Source organism: Legionella sp. W05-934-2 (assembly GCF_964199965.1).
Taxonomy (GTDB): Bacteria; Pseudomonadota; Gammaproteobacteria; order Legionellales; family Legionellaceae; genus JAFIFT01.
On record NZ_CAXMZT010000003.1, the window covers coordinates 79,090 to 100,417 of the forward strand.

Genomic DNA, 21,328 nt, shown 5'->3' on the forward strand with positions numbered 1-21,328 from the left:
ATAAACCTCTTTTTTCATTGTCCCCTAATTTTCTCTTTAAAAACAATGATTTTATTAAAATTACAGGTTACTATAAGGTAGGGTGTCGCTACATAAATGCGGTGAGTGGCCATCATGCCCTTTACATAAACGCTGTAAAAATGGATGAATCGACGAAAAAGGAGAATAGCGTGAATAAACAATTAGCCGGAATTATATCTGGTTTCTTAGCCACCGTTGTTATCAGTTTGTTAATGGTCCTGAAGGAAAAGTATGGCCTTATCCCTGATTTAAATATTATCGAAGACTTTAGCCAATATTTTAGCGACGAATCTCGAACAATTGGTTGGGTAATCCACTTTGTATTGGGTTCAATCATTTGGGGTGGCGTTTTTGCGATTGTAATGGGCATATTGCCCGGTGCTTACTGGTTTCGTGGTATCCTTTTTGCAATCGGTGTATGGGCTTTAATGATGGTTGGTTATATGCCCGTGATGGAGCATGGATTTTTCGCTAAAGAATTAGGTATCGAGGTGATCATAGCGACCTTTGTCATCCATATCATTTTTGGCTTAGTGCTTGGTCTTACCTTTGGTTTTTTATATAAAGAAAAATAAGCCGAAATCACCTGTTTCCAGCAAACGAGCCCGGCTAATAAATGTCACCTAAGTCGGGCTTGCTATTGAAAATTTAGCCATAAACGACTAGAGTACCCCGTTTACATTCTGATACGACCTGTTTTTGATACCAAATTAGAAGAGGCAATCATGGCAACTATATCTCCTTTGGTCAGTGTTATCATGGGATCACGAAGCGATTGGCAAACCATGGAGTCTGCTGCCAACATTCTAGAACAGCTTGCAATTCCGTTCGACGTGGCGGTCGTTTCCGCTCACCGAACACCGGATAAATTATTTACGTTTGCTGAGCAAGCCAAAAATCGAGGCATTGAAGTCATCATTGCCGGCGCCGGCGGTGCTGCCCATTTGCCAGGAATGATCGCTGCAAAAACGACACTCCCTGTTCTGGGCGTCCCTGTGAAATCGGACTCGCTGAATGGACTTGATTCTTTATTATCCATTGTACAGATGCCAAAAGGAGTACCCGTCGCCACCTTAGCAATCGGCCAGTCTGGTGCAGCAAATGCTGGGCTATTAGCCGCCTCCATATTAGCCAACAAATACGATGACATCGCCAAAGCGCTCGTCAATTATCGACAGCAACAAACACAGGCCGTTTTAGATGATAGTGATCCGAGAGAGGCACTCAAATGAAAGTCGGTATCCTCGGTGGAGGCCAATTAGCAAAAATGTTAGCAATTGCGGCAAAACCTTTAAATATTGAAGTGATCTGCGTCGATCCCACACCAAATTGCTGTGCCCAACAAGTCGCGGATGTGTTACATGTGGTGTATGAAGACACCGATGCCATTATCCAATATTTTCAAGGCGTCGATTGCATCACCATTGAAACAGAAAATTTGCCATTCGAAGCCGTTGAGGCCATTGCAAACCATTTCCCAATCTATCCAAGCCTAGAATCCATCCGCATTACTCAAGATAGAAAACTGGAAAAGAACTTACTGAAAAAGCTGGCCATTCCGACTGTCGTATTCCAAGCCATTCCGGATTGGGATCATTTATATGATTTCGTGACCCGTTCAACAACAGCGATTATTCTTAAGACCTGCCAAGGGGGGTATGATGGAAAAGGCCAATATGTCATTCAGGATATGGATGATGCTAAATCGGCCTGGGACCAATTAAAAAATTATCCTTTAATCGCAGAGCAGTATTGCCAATTTGATGCGGAAGTATCCATCATTGCGGTGCGCTCACGCTCCGGTAAAATCGCTTTTTACCCATTAACGGAAAATATACATCGTGGCGGCATTTTAAGACAATCGACCGCACCGATTAACAATAAACATCTGACATTACAAGCTCAAGAATACGCAGAATCGTTAATGACACATTTCGACTACGTTGGCGTGATGGCCATTGAGTTTTTTGTTAAAAATAATAATTTGCTCGTGAATGAAATTGCCCCGAGAGTTCATAACTCGGGCCATTGGACCATTGAAGGGGCCCAAACCAGCCAGTTTAAAAACCATTTATGCGCCATTTTAGATTTACCCCTTGGATCCACCGAAGCGCTTGGATATAGCACCATGCTAAATATCATTTCCGAGCAACCAGACTCACTTCCCTCTATGCCAGGCGTTTATCCCCATATTTATGGTAAAGAAGCAAGGCCTAATCGTAAACTTGGCCATATTACCATCCATGCGCACGACGAAAGCAAGATGAATGAGCTCGTAGCTCAAACACAAACGTATTTGTAGACTTATAACGATTCACTCTATACCGAAAACTAATCCGTGCTTTTTGTTTAGTAAGATGAACAATCCAACTAGACATTGCAATTATTTCTTTTGCAGAGCATTCAATTGGGTTTGCAACTGTTGGATTAATTTCTGTTGAGCATCGTTGGCAGCCTTTAATTGCGCTTGCATTTCTTGCTGAACCGTTTGAATTCTTTTCTCAGTGGTACTCCCTAATTGGGTAATTTGATCATTAAGCTGCTTTATCTGAGTTTGAAAGTTTTGTTGAATTTGGGCAATCTGCTTTTGATTATCAGACTGCACTTGTTGTATCTGCTGCTGCAGTTCAGTAAAGTTTTTAGCCCCTGCATCATCTGCCATCAACACTGGCGAAAATACCCCCAAGCTTGCCACTGCAAAAATATGAGCAAATTTTTTCATAGTAACTCCTTGTTTATTCAATTGACCGATCTTCTCGATAACTTCCTTCCTTTTTCCTAATCACCCAACATGGGTAAAGGCTCCCAAAAGACGGCAAGGGTTGTTAATTCGAAGCTATTTTTTGAAGTTTAGCACAATGTCATTGAAATGCTTTTGCCCCCCAAGTCGAAGCAAAAGATATTCTGAATGATGAAAATATTTGACTTGTCTATACTTATATCATCACCTTATTAAAAGGATGATGAAAATTGGATTTGGGTGCAGGTTGAAGGAATTTCAATCATCACGCTGAAATAAATAATGGAAACTGGTAATGAATGTATTGCTTGTCCACAATCAAATGGAAGCGCTCTTTGACTTAAACCTTCCCCTATGCCTGCAAACAATATCAATCACCAAGACACCCTATTGCTTCAATGCCTTACAGATTCTTTCTGATGGGAGCTTTGATGCCGTTATCATTATGGCACACGATGATGTTTACAAAACATTGGATAACATCTTGCAATTAAAAAAACAATTAAGGCGCACAGCCAGTGCGATTATCGTACTATCAAAAGATCAGAATGCTCATCTCTATGAAGACTACTTTTCGTCTGGTGCCCATGAAGTCTTAACCCTCAATGAATTAAAGCATGCCCATATACTCCGTGCTATTGCCAAAGCAAAATGCCAATATCATTTTGAAAACCAAATCAGGGAAGACTTAAGCCAATATGAAAAATCAGCAACACTTGATACATTAACCGGTTTACCAGATAGGGCCTGTTTCGATCAACTTTTTAACGAAACTCTCGCCAACCAACTTCTTACAAACAGCCAAACAGCTTTGTTGGTAATCGATATCGACCATTTTAAATTTATCAATGAACAATATGGGTATGGGTTTGGCGATAAGCTATTAGTCAATATGGTGCATCGAATCAAAAATTGTTTGCGTGGTCATGAGATATTTGCTCGCCTAGGAAGTGATGAGTTTGCCATTGCCCTCACCCACTTCCATTCAATCGAGCAGGTCCATGAAGTTGCAAAAAGGATTATGCAAAACATGAGACGGTGTTTTGCATTACAGAAAAGAAAAATAAACGCCCATGTTAGCATTGGCATCGCACTGAGTCCCATGGATAGTAGTAACGCGAATGATTTATTTAAATACGCACACATCGCGATGTACCGTGCGAAACACGCTGGCAGAAATCAGGTAAGATTATTTGATAAAGACATGGAGGAAGCGTTCCTCGGACGTTACCAAATTGCGCTTGAACTGCAGCAAGCGATCGATAAAAATGCCTTTGAGCTTCATTTTCAGCCAATATTTCGGATGAATAAGAGCCAGCCTATCCAATTCGAAGCATTGCTCCGTTGGCATCATAATCAAGCCATCCGCACGCCAGATTCTTTTATACCCATTGCAGAAGAAGATAACTCAATCATCTCCATTGGCCAATGGGTTATTGAAACGGCATTTGCTCAGCTGAAACAGTGGTCTGCAAAAATTCATGAATCGATTCAATTATCTATCAATTTATCAGCCGTGCAAACCAGTCATGAATCCCTCGTACCGTTTGTACGGTACTGCTTACATAAATATGATATTAACCCAAACCATATCCAATTTGAGTTAACAAAATCAGCGCTTATCAATAATATTGAATACCACGTGACCACCGTTAACCAACTGGCAGATTTGGGATTTAAAATTGCGTTAGATGATTTTGGAACCGATTATTCATCGTTGAATTATTTACAAAAATTACGGATTGATACCATTAAAATCGACCGGTCTTTATTACCGGACACAAACGTTGATAAGCAAAAAATCCTTTTATTAAAAGGCTTGGTCTCTTTGATAAATGTGCTGGGGTTAAACATCATTTGCGAAGGGGTTGAAACCAAAGAGCAAATGGCGCTGTGCCAGAAATTAAAAATCCCCATGCTACAAGGCTTTTACTTTGCCAAGCCGATGGATAGCCACTGCTTACAAAGAGCCTATCTCGATAATTGGAAAGTCGAATTGTAACGTTTCAATGATTCATTGTTAACCAGCGCTTAAGGTCAACGATCGAATTGACAAAGAAACGTATCGTCGAAACATGAGCCAACTAAGTTGATGCGAGAGCATTCTTAAGCATTTGCTGTCTCAACTGTTTCATTCTTTTCCGGTTCAGGAGGGTACATCTCTTCGGTTGGGTAATCCATAACGATGACTTTTGTACCAACGGTCATAAATTCTTCATTTAGCCATTTCGCAGCACTGGGCAAAACACGCACACAACCATGTGAGGTATTTTGATCGGGCACTTCATAGGCGGCATGGATGGTAAAACCCCGATAGAAAAACATGCAATAAGGCATTTTTGCCCCACCGCGGGTATCAACGGGGTATTCACCAGACCTGCAATTGTGCTTTCCTTTAAGATAAACATGGAAAGTGCCTACCGCTGTTAAACATTTTTCGCCAACGTCTTCACAAAAGGCTTTTCCTCCGGACGCTGAGCCAGTCATCAAACGTTGACCGGTTTCATCATAAGCGGCCCATGCGTGTGCACGTGGGTCGAAAATAAACAACTTTTGGCTCATGGGCTTAATCGTTTGGGGGAAATAATCTCGCCCACGCTTATCTCTAAGATAGTGCTGAGTATGATGGACGCGTCCATTATCATCAACCACTATCGTAGACTCATCAAATTCCATGCAACTGGTTAGTTGAATAGTCAAGCATAATAATAAACCTGCTTTGATGGCCTTAATCATAACTTCCTCATGCAGTAATACGTCGGTATTTTATTCGTTTTGGTTGATTTGCATCATCACCTAGGCGCCGCTTTCTATCCTCTTCATAATCGGAATAGTTGCCTTCTACAAACACTGCTCGTGAATCACCTTCAAAAGCAAGTAAATGCGTGCATATCCGATCCAAAAACCATCGGTCATGCGATACCACGATCACACAACCAGGAAAATTAAGCACGGCTTCTTCTAACGCTCTTAATGTCTCCACATCCAGATCGTTACTGGGCTCATCCAGCAATAATACATTCGCGCCACTTTTCAATAATTTTGCCAAATGAACTCTATTTCTTTCCCCACCCGATAATTGAGCCAGCGTTTTTTGTTGATCCGAGCCCTTAAAGTTAAATCGACTGACATAGGCTCGCGAAGGCATTTCAAATTGTCCAACCTGCAAGATGTCTTGACCATCCGAAATTTCTTCCCATACTGTTTTTTTACTATCGAGTTGATGACGCATTTGGTTGACGTAGGAGATATTAACCGTTTCACCAATGCGAATTTGTCCTTTGTCAGGCTGCTCATCCCCTACTAACATTTTTAAAAAGGTTGACTTACCCGCCCCATTCGGACCAATTATTCCTAATACGCCGGCTTTAGGTAAGCTAAAGTTCAAATTGTCGATTAAGACTTTATCCCCAAATGCTTTCGATAGCCCATCGCACTCTATCACCAAATCGCCTAACCTTTCACCGGGTGGGATATAGATTTCATTGGTTTCATTGCGTTTTTGAAACTCTTTCGAGTTTAACTCTTCAAAGCGGGCTAATCTTGCTTTGCTTTTGGCATGTCGCCCTTTCGGTGACGATCTAACCCACTCTAATTCGGCCTTGATAGCTCGTTGATGGGCCGCTTCTTGCCGTTTTTCATGCTCAAGACGAGCTTCTTTTTGCTCAAGCCATGCTGAATAATTTCCTTTATAAGGAATCCCTTCGCCCCTATCTAATTCTAAAATCCACTCTGCCGCATTATCTAAAAAGTAGCGATCATGCGTAATTGCCACCACCGTACCCGGAAAATCTTCCAAAAAGCGCTCTAACCAGGCCACGCTTTCCGCATCTAAGTGGTTTGTAGGCTCATCCAACAACAACATATCGGGGTTTGACAGTAACAGTCGGCACAATGCAACTCGACGCCTTTCTCCTCCCGACAAATGTTGAATCTTCGCATCCCAATCAGGCAAGCGCAGTGCATCGGCAGCCACTTCCAGCTTACGCTCTAACGACCAACCATCAGCGGCTTCAATTTTTTGCTGCAGCTCACCTTGCTTTTGAAGCAAGTCATTCATTTCATCATCCGACATTGGCTCAGCAAATCGCATACTGATTTCATCAAATTCTGTCAACAAAGCCTTAATGGGTGCTACCCCTTCTTCAACCACTTCCCGCACTGTTTTTGTTTCATCTAATTTTGGTTCTTGTTCTAAATAACCAATTTGAATGCCTGGTTGAGGTCTCGCTTCCCCTTGAAAATGGGTATCAACCCCTGCCATGATTCTTAGTAAGGTGGATTTCCCAGAACCATTCAACCCCAATACGCCGATCTTTGCGCCCGGAAAAAAGCTTAAGCTGATGTCTTTTAAAATATATCGATTATTATCAACAATTTTACTTAATCGATTCATCGTAAAAATATACTGCGACATAAACTTCCTCTATATATTGAAGGTTAAATGGATTAATTGAATTAAATCGTATTTTTGAAGGGTCACGTCCAATTTAATATGACTTTCCCTGTTTGACCAGATGCCATCATTGAAAACGCTTTCTGATAGTCATCAACATCAAACTCATGGGTAATAACCGGATCGATATTTAAACCGCTTTGTAACATAGAAATCATTTTATACCAAGTCTCATACATTTCTCGGCCGTAAATCCCTTTAATTTGCAACCCCTTGAATATCACTTGGTTCCAATCTAAGGGCGTTTTCTCGGGTGGGATTCCTAACATGGCAATGGATCCACCGTGGTTCATGCTTTCGACCATGCTATTTAAAGCTGTCGGATTACCTGACATTTCTAAACCAATATCAAACCCTTCCAACATACCCAGCTCGGTCATCACTGAGGAAATAGATTGATTCTTAACATTGATGGCTCGGGTGGCCCCCATTTTTTCAGCCAAAGAGAGTCGATAGTCATTGATATCCGTAATGACAATATACCGCGCCCCCACATGTTTTGCTATAGCAACTGCCATTATTCCTATTGGTCCGGCACCTGTGATTAACACATCTTCACCCACCATGGGAAAGGCTAAGGCGCAATGAGTCGCATTGCCAAAAGGATCTAAGATAGCAATTTGGTTACCTTTAATATTATCAGGCATTGGCACCACATTGGATGCTGGAATTGATAAATATTCAGCAAAACAGCCAGGACGATTAACGCCCACACCTTTTGTGTTGCGGCACAAATGGCGCTTTCCTGCTCGGCAATTACGACAATGGCCGCAGGTAATGTGCCCTTCGCCAGACACGCGCTGCCCCACTTTGAGCCCTTGTACTTCAGAGCCTAACTCGACAACCTCACCAAAAAACTCATGGCCGACTGTCATCGGAACAGGAATGGTCGCTTGCGCCCATTCATCCCAATGATAGATATGGATGTCGGTTCCACAAATCGCTGTTTTATGGATTTTAATTAAGACATCATTGACACCGTATGTCGGTACTGGCACATCCTGCATCCAAATACCCGGCTCGGATTTTGCTTTAACCAGGGATTTCATGATTCTACCTTTATTGAATGATATGTAATTGTTTACCAACTTTTGCAAAAGCTGAAACGGCTTTATCCAAATCGTCTTTTGTCAAAGCGGCAGACATCTGAGTACGAATTCGAGCAAGCCCTTTAGGCACAACTGGATACGAAAACCCTATGACATAGATGCCTTCTTTGAGCAATGCATCGGCCATTTGATTGGCGAGTGCTGCATCGCCTATCATAACAGGAATAATCGCATGCTCGCCAGGGATTAAATTAAATCCAAGCTCACCCATTTTTTGACGGAAATAGTGGCTATTTTGCTTCAGTTTTTTGGGCAACTGATTATCTGCCATTAATTTGTCTAACACGGTGATTGAGGTTTCTGCGATCACCGGCGCTAAGGTATTGGAAAACAAATAGGGGCGAGAACGCTGGCGTAACCATTCAACAATTGGCTTAGACGCTGAGGTATAACCACCTGAAGCGCCCCCCAGCGCTTTACCTAACGTTCCTGTGAGAATGTCTATTTTATCCATGACACCAAAATGCTCAGGGGTCCCACGGCCTCGCTCACCCATAAAACCAACCGCATGGGAATCATCAACCATCACCATGGCATCATATTTTTCAGCAAGGTCGCAAATCGCAGGTAAGTTGGCTAGCGTACCATCCATTGAAAAAACACCGTCCGTTGCAATTAAACGAAAACGTGCTGATTTCGCTTCTTGCAATTTTGCCTCGAGATCTGCCATATCATTATTCGCATAGCGCAGCCTTTGAGCTTTACAGAGGCGAACCCCATCAATAATACTTGCATGATTTAATGCATCACTGATAATGGCATCTTCGGCTGTTAACAACGTTTCAAACAAACCGGTATTCGCATCAAAACAGGAAGAATATAATATAGTGTCTTCCATACTTAAAAATTGAGAAATCTTTGCTTCTAACTGTTTGTGAGGTGTTTGCGTGCCACAAATAAAACGCACGGAAGCCATCCCATAACCATATTTCTCAACCGCTGTTTTCGCTGCATCGATGAGATCCGGATTATTGGCGAGCCCCAAATAATTATTCGCACATAAGTTGATGACATGCTGATGATTGACAACAATATCCGCTTGTTGTTGGCTCTCAATGACACGCTCCGATTTATAGAGTCCTTCCTGTTTGACCTGTTCGATTTCAGCTAACAAATGTTGATTAAATCGCTGGTGCACTTCAGTATCCTCAATTCATTAAAATTGCCCGATGATAGCAAATTATAGACAATTGCTCTAGTGAAATTAAGAAATGCCTTCTAAATAACTTCTATCATTTTCCCTTCTCCCCAGACATGGGGAGAAGGTGCCCAGAGGGCGGATGAGGGGTTGTTGATTCGAAGTGATTACTTGAATGTGCAACACTTTGTGCTTGAGATGCCTTCTATTTAACTTCCTTCTTTTTCCCTTCTCCCCAGACATGGGGAGAAGGTGCCCAGAGGGCGGATGAGGGGTTGTTGATTCGAAGTGATTACTTGAATGTGCAACACTTTGTGCTTGAGATGCTTTGTATGAAACAAAATTCCTGTTAAAATTTGCAAATCGTGTTAACAACCTTTTTGATGGGTAAAACAATGCAACCGATGCAAGCCAAAATTAATATGATTAAACAGCAGTTAAGAACAGCAGAAATCCTGGATCCCAAAGTCCTTGATTTGTATTTTAGCATCGACCGAGCCCATTTTGTCCCCAAAGACTATGCAGATTTCGCCTACTGCGATAAGCAGATACCTCTGCTGCATGAACAACGCATGCTCACTCCGACTGAAGAAGGAAAAATTTTACAAAACCTCAATTTATCCGGCCATGAAACGGTTTTGGAAATTGGCACAGGATCTGGGTTTTTAACAGCCATGCTTGCGAAACTCGCTAAAAAAGTCATTTCAATTGACTATTTTTCCGATCTAACCAAATTAGCCGAGTCAAATCTTGCTCTCTTGGCGCTCGATAATGTCGAACTAATCACCGGTGATGCGGCAAAGGGGTGGTTGGAAGGCGCACCCTACGATGTTGTCATCATGACAGCAGCTATCGAGCGAATTGAAGAAAGCCACCGTCTACAAGTTCTACCAGGCGGTAAACTCTTTGCGATTGTTGGGCGCGATCCCATCATGAGTGGCCAACTTCATCATTACTCCCATGAGCAAACATGGACCTCAGAAGAATTGTTTGAAACAAACATCCCCATGATGATTGATAAGAGTAAACCCAAAGAATTCGTATTTTAATGGGCTTGCTCTAAGGCGTGTCCTCACCCCATTAGTTGTAGCGAGGATGTGGACACGCCCTTGTATCCCCTGCCCATGCACGCTAATCTGAATAGGTTGGTTGCACCTATCGATAGCAGTTAATCTTCTATTTCAAGGCAGGCATCTACCGCAAGTGGCTCGTCTACCAGCCTTTCTTCACCTAATCCTTTCTCCAATCCTTTGAAATCCCACAAATGCTTATCCATTAATTGAGAAGGCTTAACAGATTGTAATGCATGCAATATATTACTCGGGATTTTAGGATTTTCTTCCGCCAGTGTATCGATTAAGCGAGCGACTTTTTTTCGTGCTAAATTTTCTTGCGATCCACATAAATTACACGGAATAATTGGAAATTGTTGCTCTTGCGCATAGGTGATAATGTCTTGTTCTTGCACATATGCCATTGGCCGAATAACAATATGCTTTTTATTATCACTGAGTAATTTCGGCGGCATGGAGCGAATATCACCGTTATATAAAATAGACATCATCAATGTACGGATTAAATCATCGCGGTGATGGCCCAATGCTATCTTAGTAAACCCATGTTCTTCAGCATAACGATAAATAATGCCACGACGCAAACGAGAGCAAAGCGAACAATAAGTTTTACCTTCTGGGATTTTCTCTTTGACAATACTGTATGTATCACGGGTTAAAATCTCATAGACAATATCTCTTTCATCTAACCACTGTCGCAAACGACTATCATCCCAACCAGGTTGGGATTGGTCCAACGTGAAAGACATGAGGGAGAACTTATTTCCAGAGCGAATTCGCAAATGGTTAAGCAAGGTCAGTAACGTAAAGGAATCCTTCCCGCCCGACAAGCAAACCATCACTTTATCCCCTTTTTGAATCATGTTGTAATCGGAAATGGCTTTGCCAGTATAATGGAGTAATTTTTTTTCGACAGAGGAAAACGACTGAGACATCAGAAATAGTACCTATAAAACACGTGAATTATGGGGGAAACGCCTAGGTATTTCATAAAACCCAGGTTATTTGCCGCTCTTTGATTGATCGCCAGAATAAAAGCCGCTCACTCGCGTGGTTTTTAACCAGGAGTTAACGAGCTCAATATCATCAACATTCAAAGTGCCAGCAAGGAATTTTAACTGAAGAATGGCAAGAATGAAAGCATATTGATCTTGTGCTAGCTGCCTTTGTGCTTCAAATAAGCGTTGTTGGGCAAGTGTTACATCCACCATGGTGCGGGTCCCAACTTGAAACTGAGCCTCCGTGCTTTCCACCGTGTTTTGCTGAGAAATCAGCGTTTGTCTATCCGCCTTAACTTTGCTGATGCCATTGATAATGGTGTTATAGGCAATCCGGGTATCCACCACCACCCCGCGATAAGATTGCTCTAATTGTTCAGAGGCCACTTGGAAATTATATTGCGCTTGCCTAACCTGTGACTCCACCAACCCCCCTTGAAATAAAGGGACACTTAACACTATGCCTATGCGAGCATCGCCATTATTGGCGGGTGCAAAAAAATTCGAGTTATTGATTTTGTTGCGAACCTGTAAGGCAGTGCCTTCAACCCCTAACGTCGGCATATGCCCAGCATTAGCGGCTTTTATATTATCTCTTGCTGCTTCTAAATTATACTTTCTTGCTAAATAACTATAATTTTGACTGATGCTAGTATTCACCCAGTCATCAATATCCGCTGGCTCAGGCTTTATCAGAGGGACATATTGGTTTCTAAGTGGTGCGATTGACTCATATTTGTGTGCGGTTAATTTACGTAAATTTTCCTTTTGATTTTCAAGATTATTCTCGCCAGCAATGACTTCTGCTGTTGACTGATCAAACGCTGCTTTTGCTTCATAGACAGAGGTGATGGCATCCAAACCCACCTTAAACCGTTGATTTGCTTGTTGATACTGCCGGTGGTTCGCACGCTTTTTAGCGATAGCAAAGACCAAGGTGTCGTTCGCTAACAAAACATCAAAATATGATCGAGCCGTTCTTAATATTAAGTCTTGGGCGGCACTGTTAAAAACAGCCTGTGCTGCTTTGACGGTTGCATGAGCCTGTCTTAACGATGCCCACACTTTAAAATTAAAAATTGTTTGAGAAGTAGTCAGCTGCCAAATAGTGGTGTCAAAGGTCCCTTGGAAACTGAATAACCCACCAATGGTATTTGTTGTTGTATCTTGGATAACTCGATAGGTGCTAGCCCTAACACTTGCTTGTGGGTATAACGGTGCTCTTGCTTGAGGGACAGCCTCACGAGAGGCCATGTAGGTGCTATAAGCTTCTTTGAATATGGGATCATTTTCTAATGCCTGTTTATAAACATCCATCAAATCGGCAGGCGCTGCATAGCTTAATGATGCTAGTATAAGCAAACTAGTCAATGTAATATTGCGTAGCCATGTCATCATCTAATGGTTAAACCCTGTTCTTATTATCTCTTTTAAAAATTGGTTTGAAAATTGCCAACATTCCGTAACGCTTTATCTGGATACGGTTTTAAGTATCTCTATGATAGCAATATCATCCCATAATCAATCTAAAGACGCAATCGCATACCGCGAATATCAACGTATTTTAAATTGGTTGTAACTTCGCCTTGTTTCAATATACCCGTGATCATTCAAAATGCGAGGATTTATGCGCCTTTATTTTTGGATCCTGCACAACGTTAAAAATCGCGCAATGACTCATTCCCTTGTGTGTTTTTTAACGTTGTGCAGGGCGAAAGAGAAAAAGCAGAAAACTCGCTTTTTGAATGATCACGGGTATATACTTAGGACTTGCGTAATAGGGCATAATAGAATCCATCGTAACCGTTAGGTGTTGGGAATAATTGCAACCCAAGTTTCGAGGCAGAGGGTAAATTGAGTTGAATAGGCTCAACATTTGCATCGCCCCATTGTTCGCAAAACGCTTCCATTTGCTGATCATTTTCTTCCGGTAATATTGAGCAAGTAGCATAGAGCAATAGTCCACCTGGTTTTAATAAAGGCCACAATGCATTCAATAATCGCTTTTGTGTTTCGATTAACTGGGTAATATCTTCCGGCTTTCGGTGGTATTTTATATCCGGATGGCGTCGAACCACCCCAAGTGCTGAGCATGGCGCATCCAAGAGTATTCTGTCAAATGGCTTCCCATCCCACCAAGCATCAACATCCCCCGCGTCAGCACACAAAAGGCTTGCCTGAAGATTAAGGCGCTTTAAATTTTCCCGAATTTTTTCAAGCCTTTTTTCGGAGACATCGATTGCGACAACTTCTGCTAACGTTGGTTCCAGTTCCAACATATGACAGGTTTTTCCACCCGGTGCCGCACAAGCATCCAAGACGCGTTGACCGGGAGATAAACGCAATAAAGGCCCAGCTAGCTGAGCAGCCTCATCTTGCACAGACAATAATCCCTGACTAAATCCTGGCATTTCCTCCACAGCCATTGGGGTTGATAACGTGATGGCTGTGGGAACATGTTGGGATAAACGGCTGAACACCCCGACTGCTTCTAATTGTTGAGAATAGGTAAGTGGCGTGGTTTTCGCTGAGTTTACCCGTATTGTCATTGGTGCCTGATGATCGTTTGCCTTGAGTAGTTGTTGATAGTGGTCAGGCCAGGCTTGACGAAGCTTATCGATTAGCCAGACCGGGTGGTTATATCGATATCGTTCATCCTGCTCACATTGCAGAAGGATATTAGCCTTATCACGAATAAATCGACGCAACACCCCATTAACCATTCCCGAAGCCCAGCCCAGGTTATTCACACGGGTCAAAGAAACCGTCTCTGTGACACATGCATAATCCGGTTTATCGGTGGACTGAAGTTGGAAAATGCCCATCAGCAACAATATTTCTAGGGCTTTCTTTTTTGGTTTTTTATCCACTAACTGGTTGATGATGACGGATAAACGTTGATAATCTCGAAGCGTACCAAAACAGATTGCTTTAGCGTAGGCGGGTATATCGGGGAACACACTCAATGCTTGGGTTAACGATTGACCTTCAATCATCACCGCTTTTAAGGCTTCAAAGGCCTTAAGACGTGCATTATTGTGGGTTGAGGGTGACTTCATCACAGCGCTTCAGACAACAATTGCTGACCCACTGCTAAATCTTTTTTTCCGGATGCTAGCCATTCTGCGACAGACAACACTTTACCGCCCGGGAATTGCAGCTGATTCACGCAATAGGCTTCATGACCACAGGCAACAACCATCCCTTGTTTATCAAGCTGAATGATTTCTCCCGGGTTTGCATTCGTCGTGATATCCACTCGATGCCCAGAAACAATTCGCAATCGCACCTGTTCCGATAGATCAGTATACGCAACTGGCCAAGGATAAAACGCTCTAACCTGGCAGTCAATTTGCCAGGCACTTTGTTGCCAGTTTACTCTTGCATCTTCTTTAGAAATCTTAGGCGCATAAGTAACTCCTTCTTCAGGTTGTGGAACACACTCAACCGGATGTGTCGGGAGCCTTTCAAGAATCTCAAGCAATGGGGAAGCCGCAAGAGCTGCCAATTTATCATGCAAAACGGCGGCCGTATCTTGATTGCCTATTGGACAAGGTATTTTTTTTAAGCTAGGCCCTGTGTCCATACCAACATCCATTTGCATGATGGTGATGCCTGTTTGTGCATCACCTGCCAGGATGGCCTGTTGGATAGGAGAAGCCCCACGCCATCGTGGCAGTAATGAGGCATGAATATTGATGCAGCCAAATCGAGGGATAGCTAAAATGGCTTTGGGTAAAATCAGTCCATATGCAATCACAATCATCACATCGGGCTTAAGGAGGCGTATCGCCTCTTGGGCCTCTATATCGCGTAAAGTGTCAGGTTGGTGGACTAAATAGCCCTTCTCTTGCGCCCATTGCTTGACGGGGGATGCTTGCAATTTTCTCCCTCGCCCAGCCGGCCTATCGGGTTGGGTCCATACGCCTAAAACTGAATGATGACTTTTAGCAATGGCTTCAAAACAAGGTAACGCAAAATCAGGTGTTCCAGCTAAGAGAATCTTTAGCGGTTTATTCATGCTTTTTTGCCTTGACTCGCAAATGCTTATCCATTTTTCTTCGCGCCACTTTACGCTTGAGTGGGGAAAGTAGATCAATGAATAATTTGCCATTCAAATGATCGATTTCATGCTGCAAACATTCACCCAATAATCCATCAGCGCTAATTTCAAACGGTTTTCCATGTCTATCCAAAGCAGAAACGGTCACTTTATCAGCGCGGATCACTTTTTCATAGGGGCCTGGAACGGATAAACAGCCTTCAACATACTCTTTCTCACCCTCTCTTTCAATTATTTTGGGATTGATGATCACCAGCTGATTTTTTTTATCTCCAATGACATCAATCACTGATAATTGCTTACTAATACCAATTTGGGGCGCTGCAAGACCAACACCGCGTGCCTCATATAAGGTATCAAACATGTCTTCAATCAACGTTTGCAGGGCATCATCAAATTGATTGATCGGTGCTGCAACTTTGCGAAGGCAAGGGTCAGGTAAATAGACGATTGGATAAATAGCCATACTAACTCTATATTTTTCATTAAAAAGCGTGTTATTATCCCTAATAGTCATTTATTTAGCAAGTAAAAAGGGACATGACCATGCGGCTACTGCTCATGATGGTGTTTTTAATTTCAACCACTGCTCAAGCCATCACTTTACGAGACGATTATCCAAAAACCTATACCGTTCAACCTGGCGATACGCTTTGGTCGATTGCTCATCAATACTTGCAAAAACCTTGGGAATGGAAAGCGCTATGGCATGCAAACCCAACTATCAAAAATCCCAATCGGCTTTATCCAGGCGATGTCTTAAAGCTTAGCTTTTACCAAAAACAACCCTTTTTAAAAGTGTTGCCTAATGGCACCATCAAACTATCCCCACACACCCGCATTGAGGGCGGTGCTAATGCCATTCCGCCAATTCATTTAACCGATATTGAGCCGTTTTTAAATAACTCATGGGTATTTGATGAAGATCGATTAAACGAAGCGCCCTATGTGCTTGATTATCTAGGTGAGCGTTTAAGAGCCGGCCAAGGCGATCGCGTTTATGTAAAATGCTTGCATCCAAGTACCAAACTGCCGGTGGGTGAAAGGCTATCCTATGCAGTCTTTCGACCAAGTGGCATTTATCGAGAACCGGAAACGAATCGGTGTTTGGGTTATAAATCTCGACTGATTGGCTATGGTGAATTAATTCAAGGTGGGGAGCCTGCTGTATTATTACTGACGGAGATCACCACAGGTGTCGAAGTCGCTGACAGGGTCATCCCCAATCAACACCCCTATTTTGACTTATATTTCGAGCCGCAAGAGCCGACCAAACAGTTTAAAGGCTCCATTATCGACCTATTGGGAGATGATGAGCAGGGGGCAACAGGGTATGTGGCTGTCTTAGATCGAGGAAAAGATTATAACCTTGAGCCGGGCGATGTCCTTGCCATTTACAGCCGACCGAAAGCCGTGCGCGATCCGATTAACACAGGCCAAACGGTCATGCTACCCCCTGAGCGAATTGGCGAAGTGATGGTGTTTAGAACCTTTACTCACACCAGTTTTGCGCTAATTGTGAATTCGACTCAAGTCATACATAAGCTTGATAATGTCTGCAATCCCTAAATGCGATATAACGGATAGTCAAATTTAGTCATTGCAATTTTATATTGACAGGACTTCTAAATAACTTCCCTCAATTTCCCCTCTCCCCGGAAACGGGGAGAAGGTGCCCGAAGGGCGGGAGAGGGGTTTTTGTAATAAAGTTATATCCTGATGTGTGGCACAAAGTGCCTGAAATGCTTACGAAAAACCCAAGATCGAGGCAAAAAAAGTTTTTACTGAGGGAGTTTAGATTAACTAAATGACCGAATTAATAACTTTTTTAACGAAGAGATTGGGGGGGGGCGTAAGTCCTAATAGAGACAACCTCAAAGGAAAAGTTCAATCGCTATGGATATGAAAACAACGTTGCTTGCGTTAAATCGCATTGAAGGAATGGGTCCCAAACGCATCCAAATTTTACAAGCCAATTTGGATCATTTGGCATCCGTGTTTCGTTATAAGCCCCACCAATTGGAAGCTTGGGGGCTTCCAAGTCGGATTGCCCATGCTATTTCCCAATTTGACTTCAACTTAGTTGAGGAAGACTATACCTGGGCAACACACCCGAATAACCACCTTCTGACGTGGGATGATGACGCCTACCCTCCCTTGTTAAAAGAAATTGACTCACCACCTCCTGTCATTTATGCCAAAGGCGATCTCAATTCCCTTAACCATCCGTGCATTGCTATTGTTGGCAGCCGTAAACCATCCATCCATGGTGAAGAGTATGCTTGGAAGTTTGCTTATGAACTAGCTGGATTAAATATCGTCATCGCCAGTGGACTGGCATTAGGTATAGATGGTCAAGCACATAGTGGATGCATGGCAAATCAAGGCAAAACAATCGCCGTGATGGCAACGGGAATAGATAGGATTTATCCTGCTCGTCATCGACAGCTTGCCAAAGAAATTGAAAAAATTGGCTTGATTATTAGTGAATTTCCTTTAAAAAAACCGCCACAGGCTAGACATTTCCCCCAAAGAAATCGTATAATAAGTGGTTTAGCAATTTCCACTTTGGTTGTTGAGGCAGCATTAAAAAGTGGCTCGCTGATAACAGCAAGATATGCTTTGGAGCAAAATAGGGATGTTTTAGCAATACCTGGCTCGCTTAAAAATCCAACATCCAAAGGATGCCATTATTTACTACAGCAAGGTGCAAGATTGGTTACAACTGTGCAAGATATTATCGAAGAACTCAATTTACCAACTAAGCCTTATCAAAAAAATGTAAAGGAACCCTTTATTAAGCTTGCCAAAACCCAAGAAAACCTTGTAAAGTGCCTAGGTTTTGATGTTGCTGACGTGGATACGTTATGTCAGAGAAGCGGTCTGTCCCTTGACCTTGTCACGTGTGGATTAGCCAGTTTAGAAGTGATGGGTCTAGTCAAGTCAGTCCCTGGGGGCTATATAAGGTGTTAATACGATAATGAAAACTCAATTATTTAACGACTTAATGTTGTTGTTTAAACAACAGTTTAAAGATTTCGCGGAATTCGTTGATATTCAACCGCCTACTTTGTCGCAAGATAATGTGGAACCGGCCAAAGAAGATGAAAATCCCGTTGTCGTCATTAAGGAAGCTAACCCCACCTCTACTCGAGTATACACGCCCGAAGAGCTCATGCGTTTTACCAAAGCAAGTCATCAATTCCTCGTTCGACTCCACAAGATGGGTATTTTTTCTCCCGACTATGTTGAAATGGTTATTAATCATCTATTAATATCCGGGTCGAAAGTAATTTCTCTGGGCGAAACGAAGTGGTTTGTGCGCGATTTTATTCGCGAAGAATTATCCGATCATCAACTCGCCTTTCTTGATCTTGTGCTATATCAAAAAGAAGACCAAGTTTCAATTCAATAAAATTTAAGGTTTGTTGGTATGACTAAACATTTGGTAGTTGTCGAATCACCTGCTAAAGCAAAAACCATTCAAAAATATTTAGGCAAAGACTATCAGGTTCTAGCCTCCTATGGCCATGTCCGTGATTTACCCGCGAAAAAAGGGTCGGTTGACCCCGAGCATGATTTTGCCATGACTTACATCCCCATTGATCGAAATGTGCGGCATATCGATAGCATTGCCAAAGCGTTAAAACAATCGGACAGTCTTTTACTCGCAACTGACCCGGACCGCGAAGGGGAAGCGATTTCTTGGCATATATTTAAGTTGATGGAAAATAAAAAATTGCTGCAAAATAAAACCGTCCAGCGGATTTTCTTTAACGAAATCACGAAATCTGCTATCCAAGAGGCGATTGATCATCCTCGTGCTATTTCCATGGATTTGGTCAATGCACAACAAGCGAGAAGAGCCCTGGATTATCTAGTCGGCTTTAATTTATCGCCCTTACTGTGGAAAAAAATTCGCCGAGGATTATCCGCCGGCCGCGTGCAAAGCCCCGCCTTGCGTTTAATTGTTGAGCGTGAAGAAGAAATTGAAAAATTTAAGGCCGAAGAATACTGGAAAGTCATCGCTCGTTGTCACGAAAGCAATATCGATTTTGAAGCGCGCCTGACTCAATATAAAGGTGAAAAATTAAAGCAATTTTCTATCTGCCAGCAAGATGAAGCTGAAAACGTGCGCGATCTCCTGCTAAAAGCCGCCAACGGCCAATTAGTTGTCGATACCATTGAAAAGAAACAAAGAAAGCGCCGACCATCTCCTCCTTTCATTACCTCTACCCTCCAACAAGAAGCAGCGAGAAAGCTTGGATTCACCGCTCGAAAAACCATGATGGTCGCTCAACAACTCTATGAGGGAATTGACATTGGCAGTGGTACGGTTGGTTTGATCTCTTACATGAGGACAGACTCTGTTAGTTTATCCAAAGAAGCCATTGATGATATTCGCCAGCACATCAGCAAGCGCTATAGCAAAGCACACTTGCCTGATGAGCCGAGATTGTATAAAACGAAATCCAAAAATGCGCAAGAAGCCCATGAAGCAATTCGCCCAACATCCATCCAACAAACACCAACGATTCTAAAACAATCGCTCAATGTGGATCAACTGAAGCTCTATACGCTTATTTGGCAGCGAACCCTAGCAAGTCAGATGGAGGATGCCATATTAGATACAGTGGCAGTGGACATGCTTTGTGGTGACCTAGGCATTTTTAGGGCCAATGGTTCTTCCATTGTGTTTCCCGGATTTTTGGATGTGTATGAAGAAGGCCGGGATGACAGCAAAGAGGAATCGGAGACTGGACTATTACCCACGTTAACTGAAAAGCAGCCAGTCAAACTCTTGGGAATCGATGCAAGTCAACATTTCACAGAGCCGCCTCCCCGATACTCTGAAGCAACGCTGGTTAAAGCCCTTGAAGAGTGTGATATTGGCAGACCATCGACTTATGCCACTATCATTCATACGCTGCAACAAAGAGAGTATGTTATTGTTGATAAAAAGCGGTTTATTCCGACTGATGTGGGTCGCATTGTCAATCGATTTTTAACCAATTATTTTACACAATATGTTGACTATCAATTCACCGCGCAACTCGAAGATAAACTCGATGCCATTTCAAGAGGAGAGCGTGACTGGATACCTGTTTTAGAAGAGTTTTGGTCTCCTTTTATCCAAAAAATTGAGCAAACCGATGAACAAGTCCAGCGCAAAGATGTCACGACCGAAAACCTGGATGAGCCCTGTCCAAAATGCGGTAAAATATTAGCGATTCGCTTAGGAAAACGTGGACGATTTATTGGCTGCACCGGGTATCCTGACTGCGATTTCACCAAAAACTTAAGCCCAGAAGGTGAGAGTGAACAACAAACTGAAATTTTGCCCGATCGCCAATGTCCTCAGTGTCAACACCCATTGCAAATCAAAACCGGAAAATATGGCAAATTTGTTGGATGCAGCAACTATCCGAATTGTACCTATATTGAGCCATTAGAAAAACCCAATGACACCGGTGTTACTTGCCCATCTTGTTACAAAAACACGATTCTGCAACGAAAATCAAGACGTGGTAAGCTGTTCTATTCTTGTGGAGGCTACCCCAATTGCAAATACGCCTTATGGAATGAACCAGTCGATAAACCTTGTCCACAATGCGCATGGCCTATTTTAACCATCAAAGAAACGAAACGCTCCGGGAAGCAGTTGATATGCCCCAAAGAAGGGTGCAACTATAAAGAATCAATCAGTGAAGATAATGAAGATTAAGTAGG

The 21,328-nt window shown here is 42.6% G+C and carries 19 protein-coding genes; 9 read left to right on the top strand and 10 right to left on the bottom strand.

Annotation, left to right across the window (positions count from 1 at the left end):
- Positions 1 to 170: 170 nt before the first annotated feature.
- From AB3348_RS03955 to AB3348_RS03965, 3 genes are all read left to right on the top strand, one after another.
- Positions 171 to 596 carry a DUF6789 family protein gene (locus tag AB3348_RS03955; RefSeq protein WP_367606261.1) on the top strand — a complete coding sequence of 142 codons (426 nt, stop codon included), beginning with the start codon at positions 171 to 173 and terminating at the stop codon, positions 594 to 596.
- 159 nt (positions 597 to 755) lie between these two features.
- On the top strand, positions 756 to 1,253 hold the full coding sequence (purE, locus tag AB3348_RS03960; RefSeq protein ID WP_367606529.1) for a 5-(carboxyamino)imidazole ribonucleotide mutase: 498 nt from the start codon (positions 756 to 758) through the stop codon (positions 1,251 to 1,253).
- Entirely contained in the window at positions 1,250 to 2,323 is a 1,074-nt protein-coding gene (locus AB3348_RS03965; RefSeq protein WP_367606262.1) for a 5-(carboxyamino)imidazole ribonucleotide synthase, read from the top strand. The genes purE and AB3348_RS03965 overlap by 4 nt, the downstream gene beginning before the upstream one ends.
- Positions 2,324 to 2,404: 81 nt before the next feature.
- Here the strand turns inward: AB3348_RS03965 and AB3348_RS03970 are convergent, their stop codons facing one another.
- On the bottom strand, positions 2,405 to 2,743 hold the full coding sequence (locus AB3348_RS03970) for a hypothetical protein (protein ID WP_367606263.1): 339 nt from the start codon (positions 2,741 to 2,743) through the stop codon (positions 2,405 to 2,407).
- Positions 2,744 to 3,056: 313 nt separating this feature from the next.
- Between AB3348_RS03970 and AB3348_RS03975 the strand changes: the two genes are divergently transcribed.
- On the top strand, positions 3,057 to 4,763 hold the full coding sequence (locus AB3348_RS03975) for a putative bifunctional diguanylate cyclase/phosphodiesterase (RefSeq protein ID WP_367606264.1): 1,707 nt from the start codon (positions 3,057 to 3,059) through the stop codon (positions 4,761 to 4,763).
- Positions 4,764 to 4,867: 104 nt separating this feature from the next.
- Here AB3348_RS03975 and AB3348_RS03980 read toward each other — a convergent pair whose 3' ends face one another.
- From AB3348_RS03980 to AB3348_RS03995, 4 genes are all read right to left on the bottom strand, one after another.
- Positions 4,868 to 5,497 carry a L,D-transpeptidase gene (locus AB3348_RS03980; protein WP_367606265.1) on the bottom strand — a complete coding sequence of 210 codons (630 nt, stop codon included), beginning with the start codon at positions 5,495 to 5,497 and terminating at the stop codon, positions 4,868 to 4,870.
- Between the two features lie 7 nt (positions 5,498 to 5,504).
- Complete coding sequence (gene ettA, locus AB3348_RS03985; protein WP_367606266.1) at positions 5,505 to 7,178, bottom strand: energy-dependent translational throttle protein EttA; 1,674 nt, start codon at positions 7,176 to 7,178, stop codon at positions 5,505 to 5,507.
- 62 nt (positions 7,179 to 7,240) lie between these two features.
- Entirely contained in the window at positions 7,241 to 8,266 is a 1,026-nt protein-coding gene (gene tdh, locus AB3348_RS03990) for an L-threonine 3-dehydrogenase (RefSeq protein WP_367606267.1), read from the bottom strand.
- A 10-nt stretch (positions 8,267 to 8,276) separates the two neighbouring features.
- Positions 8,277 to 9,464 carry a glycine C-acetyltransferase gene (locus AB3348_RS03995; RefSeq protein ID WP_367606268.1) on the bottom strand — a complete coding sequence of 396 codons (1,188 nt, stop codon included), beginning with the start codon at positions 9,462 to 9,464 and terminating at the stop codon, positions 8,277 to 8,279.
- A 422-nt stretch (positions 9,465 to 9,886) separates the two neighbouring features.
- Between AB3348_RS03995 and AB3348_RS04000 the strand changes: the two genes are divergently transcribed.
- Positions 9,887 to 10,513: a protein-L-isoaspartate O-methyltransferase gene (locus tag AB3348_RS04000; RefSeq protein WP_367606530.1), complete on the top strand. Its 627-nt coding sequence runs from the start codon at positions 9,887 to 9,889 to the stop codon at positions 10,511 to 10,513.
- Between the two features lie 119 nt (positions 10,514 to 10,632).
- Here the strand turns inward: AB3348_RS04000 and ttcA are convergent, their stop codons facing one another.
- The 5 genes from ttcA to def form a co-directional block, all read right to left on the bottom strand.
- The gene (gene ttcA, locus AB3348_RS04005; RefSeq protein WP_367606269.1) at positions 10,633 to 11,472 is read right to left on the bottom strand and encodes a tRNA 2-thiocytidine(32) synthetase TtcA; all 840 of its coding nucleotides are present in this window, start codon (positions 11,470 to 11,472) and stop codon (positions 10,633 to 10,635) included.
- Between the two features lie 66 nt (positions 11,473 to 11,538).
- The gene (locus AB3348_RS04010; RefSeq protein WP_367606270.1) at positions 11,539 to 12,933 is read right to left on the bottom strand and encodes a TolC family outer membrane protein; all 1,395 of its coding nucleotides are present in this window, start codon (positions 12,931 to 12,933) and stop codon (positions 11,539 to 11,541) included.
- Between the two features lie 365 nt (positions 12,934 to 13,298).
- Positions 13,299 to 14,594, bottom strand: a complete 1,296-nt coding sequence (gene rsmB, locus AB3348_RS04015) for a 16S rRNA (cytosine(967)-C(5))-methyltransferase RsmB (RefSeq protein ID WP_367606271.1) — start codon at positions 14,592 to 14,594, stop codon at positions 13,299 to 13,301.
- A complete protein-coding gene (gene fmt, locus AB3348_RS04020) occupies positions 14,594 to 15,556 on the bottom strand; it encodes a methionyl-tRNA formyltransferase (RefSeq protein WP_367606272.1) in 963 nt (320 codons plus the stop codon). Before fmt ends, rsmB begins: the two co-directional genes overlap by 1 nt.
- Entirely contained in the window at positions 15,549 to 16,064 is a 516-nt protein-coding gene (gene def / locus AB3348_RS04025; protein ID WP_367606273.1) for a peptide deformylase, read from the bottom strand. Before def ends, fmt begins: the two co-directional genes overlap by 8 nt.
- A gap of 74 nt (positions 16,065 to 16,138) precedes the next feature.
- Here def and AB3348_RS04030 point away from each other — a divergent pair, with 74 nt between their 5' ends.
- From AB3348_RS04030 to topA, 4 genes are all read left to right on the top strand, one after another.
- A complete protein-coding gene (locus tag AB3348_RS04030) occupies positions 16,139 to 17,167 on the top strand; it encodes a LysM peptidoglycan-binding domain-containing protein (RefSeq protein WP_367606274.1) in 1,029 nt (342 codons plus the stop codon).
- 327 nt (positions 17,168 to 17,494) lie between these two features.
- Positions 17,495 to 18,571: a DNA-processing protein DprA gene (gene dprA / locus AB3348_RS04035; RefSeq protein WP_367606275.1), complete on the top strand. Its 1,077-nt coding sequence runs from the start codon at positions 17,495 to 17,497 to the stop codon at positions 18,569 to 18,571.
- Between the two features lie 7 nt (positions 18,572 to 18,578).
- Positions 18,579 to 19,013, top strand: a complete 435-nt coding sequence (locus AB3348_RS04040) for a DUF494 family protein (protein WP_367606277.1) — start codon at positions 18,579 to 18,581, stop codon at positions 19,011 to 19,013.
- Positions 19,014 to 19,031: 18 nt separating this feature from the next.
- Positions 19,032 to 21,323 (top strand): type I DNA topoisomerase, encoded by a 2,292-nt coding sequence (gene topA, locus AB3348_RS04045; RefSeq protein ID WP_367606278.1) that lies wholly within the window; start codon positions 19,032 to 19,034, stop codon positions 21,321 to 21,323.
- The last annotated feature ends 5 nt before the right edge of the window (positions 21,324 to 21,328 follow it).

What these genes read in the sequence shown, in the direction of transcription:
- fmt (WP_367606272.1), bottom strand. Translation starts at nt 15,556, where the DNA reads ATGAATAAACCGCTAAAGATTCTCTTAGCTGGAACACCTGATTTTGCG.
- AB3348_RS03970 (WP_367606263.1), bottom strand. Translation starts at nt 2,743, where the DNA reads ATGAAAAAATTTGCTCATATTTTTGCAGTGGCAAGCTTGGGGGTATTT.
- AB3348_RS03965 (WP_367606262.1), top strand. Translation starts at nt 1,250, where the DNA reads ATGAAAGTCGGTATCCTCGGTGGAGGCCAATTAGCAAAAATGTTAGCA.
- ttcA (WP_367606269.1), bottom strand. Translation starts at nt 11,472, where the DNA reads ATGTCTCAGTCGTTTTCCTCTGTCGAAAAAAAATTACTCCATTATACT.
- ettA (WP_367606266.1), bottom strand. Translation starts at nt 7,178, where the DNA reads ATGTCGCAGTATATTTTTACGATGAATCGATTAAGTAAAATTGTTGAT.
- def (WP_367606273.1), bottom strand. Translation starts at nt 16,064, where the DNA reads ATGGCTATTTATCCAATCGTCTATTTACCTGACCCTTGCCTTCGCAAA.
- topA (WP_367606278.1), top strand. Translation starts at nt 19,032, where the DNA reads ATGACTAAACATTTGGTAGTTGTCGAATCACCTGCTAAAGCAAAAACC.
- AB3348_RS04030 (WP_367606274.1), top strand. Translation starts at nt 16,139, where the DNA reads ATGACCATGCGGCTACTGCTCATGATGGTGTTTTTAATTTCAACCACT.
- rsmB (WP_367606271.1), bottom strand. Translation starts at nt 14,594, where the DNA reads ATGAAGTCACCCTCAACCCACAATAATGCACGTCTTAAGGCCTTTGAA.
- AB3348_RS03980 (WP_367606265.1), bottom strand. Translation starts at nt 5,497, where the DNA reads ATGATTAAGGCCATCAAAGCAGGTTTATTATTATGCTTGACTATTCAA.
- AB3348_RS03975 (WP_367606264.1), top strand. Translation starts at nt 3,057, where the DNA reads ATGAATGTATTGCTTGTCCACAATCAAATGGAAGCGCTCTTTGACTTA.
- AB3348_RS04000 (WP_367606530.1), top strand. Translation starts at nt 9,887, where the DNA reads ATGATTAAACAGCAGTTAAGAACAGCAGAAATCCTGGATCCCAAAGTC.
- tdh (WP_367606267.1), bottom strand. Translation starts at nt 8,266, where the DNA reads ATGAAATCCCTGGTTAAAGCAAAATCCGAGCCGGGTATTTGGATGCAG.
- AB3348_RS04010 (WP_367606270.1), bottom strand. Translation starts at nt 12,933, where the DNA reads ATGATGACATGGCTACGCAATATTACATTGACTAGTTTGCTTATACTA.
- AB3348_RS04040 (WP_367606277.1), top strand. Translation starts at nt 18,579, where the DNA reads ATGAAAACTCAATTATTTAACGACTTAATGTTGTTGTTTAAACAACAG.
- dprA (WP_367606275.1), top strand. Translation starts at nt 17,495, where the DNA reads ATGGATATGAAAACAACGTTGCTTGCGTTAAATCGCATTGAAGGAATG.